A 4,843-nucleotide genomic window follows, 5' to 3' on the forward strand; every position below is an offset into this window, starting at 1 on the left:
GGGATCAGCCGCGCCGCCCGTCGCGGCGCGCGCGCCACGTCGGCGGCCAGCAGCCGGCCCGTCCAGTAGTCGGGCAGGTCGCGGTCCAGCCGGTCGAGCCAGCCGAGCGGATCGTCCAGCCGGTGCCAGGTCTCGTAGAGGTACACCCGCGTCGCCGGGTCCGACGCCCGCGCCAGGTCGGCCCAGCGGGTGAAGTAGTCGACGCTGTCATGGTAGCGCAGGGCATCGGTCAGCTCGACCATTTCCGTCAGCACCACCGCGTCGTAATCGCCCGAGGCGACGGCGGCGCGCGCGGGGCGGTGGCGGGGATGGGCGTTCTCGGCGTGAAACCCCGTGATCTCCACCGTCGGCTCCCAGTGCTGGCGCAGCGACGTGCCCCAGCCGAGCTGGCTTTCGTAGCGGTGGCCGGGCCCGGCCAGCTGCGCCAGCATCGCGGGCATGTCCCGCCCGACGAGGCTGTGGCCGAGGTGGTAGACCTTCAGCGGCCCTGAGGGCGGGGCGAGGGGGCGCGCATAGGCGGCAGCCATGTCTTCCGCCGAGGCGAGGTCGTCGCGCACGGCAAGGACGACGCCCCCCGCAAGCGCCAGCGCACCGACACCGGCGACACCAAGCGCCCTGCGCCGCGAGATCAGGGGCAGCACCACGGTCTCAGGGCGAGACGCCATGGCGCAGGGTCATCGCGGTCAGGATCAGCCCGTCCTCGATCACGAAGCGCCCCTCCAGTTCGGCGCCCTTCTCGAACATCGCGACCTCGCGGGTGAAGGCGGCCCAGAAGCGGCCGCGCGGCAGGTCGGGCAGCACGGCGATGTCGTGGTAGTCGAGGATCGCGCCGGTCAGCGGGTACTGCGCCTTGTAGGCGGTTTCCTTGGCGCTGAAGAGCAGCTTGGCGAGGAAGCCGCGCGTCTCGTCCCGCTGGCGATAGAGCCAGTCGCATTCCGAGCGGGTGCAGACGGTTTCCAGCAGCTCCGCCTCGAGGATCGTGTTCGGCTCCACGTCGACGCCAAGCGCGCGCACGTCGGGGGACCGGCCGAGGGCGCAGATGCACAGGCGGTGGCAGTGCGATAGGCTGCCGACCAGGCCCTCGGGCCAGACCGGCGCGCGGTCCTGGCCGGGAAGCACCGGCTGCGGCGGCACGCCGAGTTCGGCCATGGCGCGGCGTGCGGCGAAGCGTCCGGCGGTGAACTCGCGCTGGCGGGTGTCGACCATCCGGCCCAGCCCCTTGCTCTCCAGCCCCAGCAGCCCGCCGAGCGGCTGGCGCGGATCGCAGAGCGCAACGGCGATGTCGGGGGCGAAGAGGGCGCGGACGGTCGCCGGGACGGGCGTGTGGCCCGGGTCGAGGGGTGTCATTCTCATCCTGTCTTCACTCCTCGCCCGGCCCGCATGGCGCGCCGTCTCGACATCATCTCGGACCGGTCTGCCGTGTCCTGTGACGGGGGCGATCCGGCGTCCTGGGCCACGGGTGGGCCGTCCGGATCCCTGTCCAGATGGGCCGCGAGGGCACCAAGGACAGGAAAGCGGAAAATATCGGTTAAGGAAAGACGTACCTCTGTCAAGACATCCTTAATTTCCCGGTGTGCCTGGACGGCCAGAAGGGAGTGGCCGCCGAGCGCGAAGAAGTTGTCCTCGGACCGCACCTCGGCGACGCCGAGAAGGCGCGACCAGATCGCCGCCAGCGCCGCCTCGGTGCCGCCTTCGGGCGCGACGGGGCGGTTCGCGGGACCGGGCGAGGTCGCGGCGCGGCGCAGGTCGGGGTCGGGCAGGGCGTTGCGGTCGATCTTGCCGTTCGGGGTCAGGGGAAAAGCCGCGAGTTCGACGAAATGGGCCGGGCGCATGATCTCGGGCAGGTCCGCCGACAGCCCCGCGCGCAGGGCCTCGGAATCGAAGGCGTCGGCGACCACCCAGGCGATCAGGCGGGTGTCGCCGCCGATCGCGCGCGCCGCGACGACGGCCTGCCGGACCCCTGGCAGGGCGGCGAGCCGCGCCTCGATCTCGCCGGGCTCGATGCGGTGGCCGCGCAGCTTCACCTGGTGGTCGGCGCGGCCGAGGAAGTCGAGCGTGCCGTCCGCCCGCCAGCGCACGAGGTCGCCGGTGGCGTACATCCGCCCGACGCGGAACGGGTCGGGCGGGAAGCGTTCGGCGGTCAGTTCGGCGCGGTTCCAGTAGCCCCGCGCGACGCCCGCGCCGCCGATGAACAGCTCGCCCGCGACGCCGACGGGCACCGGGCGGCGGGCCGCGTCCAGCACATAGACCGAGGTGTTGGCGACCGGGCGGCCGATCGGCTGGATGTCGGCGGATTCCGTCGCCGCGCCCACCTCCTGCACCGTGGACCAGATCGTGGTCTCGGTCGGCCCGTACATGTTGAGGATCCGCGCGCCGGTGGCCTGCCTGAGGCTCAGGACCAGGTCACCCGGCAGCGCCTCGCCCCCGACGAGCAGCGTGTCGAGCCGCCCGAGCGCGGCGCGCCCCGCGTCGTCCGCCGCGATCATGCGGGCCATGGAGGGGGTGCATTGCAGGTGCGTCACGCCGTGGCGGCGGATCTGCGCGGCGATCGAGAAGTCGTCGGCGGCCGGGGCGGAGCCCGCGTTGGCGCGGTCGAGCGCCTCGGCCAGCGGCTTCAGCCCCTCCATCACCAGCGCGGGGTCGATGCCGTAGTCGATCAGGCAGGCGATCTCGTCCACGCCGATGCGCTTCAGCTGCTCGGCCCGCGCCACGGCGTCCTCGACGGTGCCGAACAGGCCCGAGTCCTCGAAATAGCGCTGGAAGGCGAAATCGAGGATCGCCTCCATCTCCTCGGGGTCGAGCCCGGCAAGGTCGACCTGCATCGGGTCGGTCGCGCCCTCGGGCCGCCTGAAGGCGGGGAAGGCCCAGGCGTACTGCCTGATGAGGGCGGCGGCGGAGCGCAGGTAGTCCTTCATCGGCGCCCGCGCGACCTCGCGCGCCTCCTCCCGCGTTCCGGCGAGGAAGGTGTGCAGCATCAGCGTCACCCTGTGGTCGGCGGGGTCGTGGCCCGCCTCGCGCAGCGCCTGGTGGTAAAGCGCGATCTTGCCCTTCACCTCTTCGATGGACTGGCCCAGCAGGTGGGTCAGCACGTTGGCGCCGATGCGCCCCGCCTCGCGCCATGTCTCGGGGTTGCCCGCGGTCGTCACCCAGACCGGCAGTTCCTTCGACACGGGCCGCGGCTGCGTCACGACTTCGTAGGGAGTGCCGTCCCGCGTGGGGAACGCGACCGCCTCGCCGCGCCAGAGCCTGCGCAGCACCTCGATGGCCTCGAACATCGCGGCCTTGTTGGCGGGCGGCGTGTTCTCGGGACGCAGCACGAAATCGTCGGGCTGCCAGCCGCTGGCGATGGCGAGGCCCGCGCGCCCGTCCGTCAGGTTGTCGATCACCGCCCATTCCTCGGCGATCCGTGCGGGGTGGTGCAGCGGCGCGACGCAGGAGCCCGCGCGCACCGACAGGTTGGACGTCACCGCCGCCACTGCCGCGCCCGTGACGGCGGGGTTCGGATAGGGGCCGCCGAAGGCGTGGAAATGCCGCTCGGGCGTCCAGACGGCGTTGAAGCCGTGGGCGTCGGCGAACTTCGCGCCCTCCAGCAGCAGCTCGTATTTCCTCGGCCCCGCGCCATCGTCGTTGCCCCAGTAGAACAGGTTGAAGTCGATCCGCCGGTCGCTGACCGCCGGTGCGCCCGAGGAGACGAGGGTGCGGTTCTCGTCGCGCGAGAGCACGACCTTGAAGCCGCGGGCGAGGGTCCAGAACAGCTCGAGCACCGAGATGTCGAAGTTCAGCGAGGTGACGGCCAGCCAGGCCGCGCCCGCGCCGTGGTCGATCCGGGCGTCCATGGCGGTGAAGAAGTTCGCGAGGTTGCGATGCTCGACCATCACGCCCTTCGGCAGGCCGGTGGAGCCCGAGGTGTAGATGAGATAGGCCAGATCCCGTGGCCCCGCGCCGCCTTCCGGCGCCGTGGCGGGGGCGGCGGCGATGCGCGGATCGTCGGTGCGCAGCAGCGCGGCCTCCGACGCCGGCAGGCGGGCGGCGAGGTCGGGCTGGGCGACGATCACGGCGGCGGCGCTGTCGGCGAGGTAATGCGCGATGCGCTCGGGCGGATAGCCGGGATCGAGCGGGACATAGGCGCCGCCAGCCTTCAGGATCCCGAGCGCGCCGATCACGAGGTCCGCCGAGCGCGCCACGAACAGCCCCACATGCACCCCCGGGCCCACGCCGAAACTGCGCAGCGCATGGGCCATCCGGTTCGCCGCGGCGTCGAGTTCGGCGTAGCTCAGGCTTTCGGTCTCGACCACCAGCGCCACCGCCTCCGGCGTGCGGGCGGCCTGTGCCGCGAAGGCGGCGTGGACGGTCGCGTGGTCCGGGGGCGCCGTGGCCGTGGCGTTCCAGTCCTCCAGCGTCAGCTTCCACTCGTCCGGGCAGAGCGGCTCCGGCGGGCGGTCGGCGGCGGCGTCGGCGGCCATCGCCTCCAGCCGCGCCGCGAGCAGTCCGGCGGCCGCGCGGTCGAGGCGCGCCGCGTCCCAGTGCATCGTCCGCGTGCCGGGATCGACCGTGACGGCCGTGCCGAAGACCGGGCCGCCCTCGGAAAGGGCGATGCCGGGGCGGGCGAAGGCGATGGCGGGGTCGCGGGTGAACAGCTCGCGCGCGAAGCCCGGATGGCGGGCGATCCTGTCGAGCTGCGGCGCAAGCGCCTCGCGGGTTTCCGCGATGCTGCCCTCGGCGACATGCAGCAGCGCCGTGGTCGCCACCAGCCCCGGCGCCGCGGCGACATGGGCGGCGAGCGTGGCGGAGGTGTAGCCGACATCGCCCGCGGGCCGCCCGGCCGAGATCCGCGCCCACTGGC

At 73.0% G+C, this 4,843-nt stretch carries 2 protein-coding genes and 1 pseudogene; all 3 read right to left on the reverse strand.

What is annotated here, in order from left to right; translation table 11 throughout:
- A pseudogene (locus A7B20_RS20955) lies at positions 1 to 665 on the reverse strand (hypothetical protein); the annotation flags it as partial.
- On the reverse strand, positions 649 to 1,353 hold the full coding sequence (locus tag A7B20_RS20960; RefSeq protein ID WP_102110520.1) for a 4'-phosphopantetheinyl transferase family protein: 705 nt from the start codon (positions 1,351 to 1,353) through the stop codon (positions 649 to 651). The pseudogene A7B20_RS20955 and the gene A7B20_RS20960, both read right to left, overlap by 17 nt.
- Positions 1,350 to 4,843, reverse strand: a 3,494-nt coding sequence (locus tag A7B20_RS20965; RefSeq protein WP_102110521.1) for a MupA/Atu3671 family FMN-dependent luciferase-like monooxygenase, incomplete at its 5' end; no start/stop codon positions are given. The genes A7B20_RS20960 and A7B20_RS20965, both read right to left, overlap by 4 nt.

Source organism: Oceaniglobus roseus, assembly GCF_002869745.1.
GTDB lineage: Bacteria > Pseudomonadota > Alphaproteobacteria > Rhodobacterales > Rhodobacteraceae > Oceaniglobus > Oceaniglobus roseus.